Genomic DNA, 385 nt, shown 5'->3' with positions numbered 1-385 from the left:
AACTGAAGACGAAGAAGCATCGAGGGCGGGACGCCCTCGCCCCCAGGCACAAGCGTACGCCGAGGCGGTGGCGATGTATTTAGCCATGGCGGTGGACAAATGTAGCGATTACTGGAGCAGCATTTGTAGTTGGCATAGCTCAGGCGAGAAGATGCGAAACACATTCGGCCGACAGGCGATTCCCATGGTCTGGGACTATGCGGAGGCGAATCCCTTCTGCGCATCATCAGGCAACTGGAGCGCAATGGTGGATTGGATCAGAGAAGCTTTGGACGCTTTGCCTACGTTGTCGAAAGCAGTTGCAACACAACGTGACGCCGCAACCCAAAGCCTCTCCACAGACAAAATCATCTCCACCGACCCGCCCTACTACGACAACATTGGT

The 385-nt window shown here is 55.6% G+C and carries 1 protein-coding gene; it reads left to right on the top strand.

All coding sequences use genetic code 11. The features are described from left to right. Nucleotides 1-184: 184 nt before the first annotated feature. Nucleotides 185-385: hypothetical protein (locus NZU74_20480; GenBank protein ID MCS6883705.1), on the top strand; the 201-nt coding region annotated here is incomplete at its 3' end.

Source organism: Chloroflexaceae bacterium, assembly GCA_025057155.1.
Classification (GTDB): Bacteria; Chloroflexota; Chloroflexia; order Chloroflexales; family Chloroflexaceae; genus JACAEO01.
This window is presented reverse-complemented; position numbering and strand designations above follow the sequence as displayed.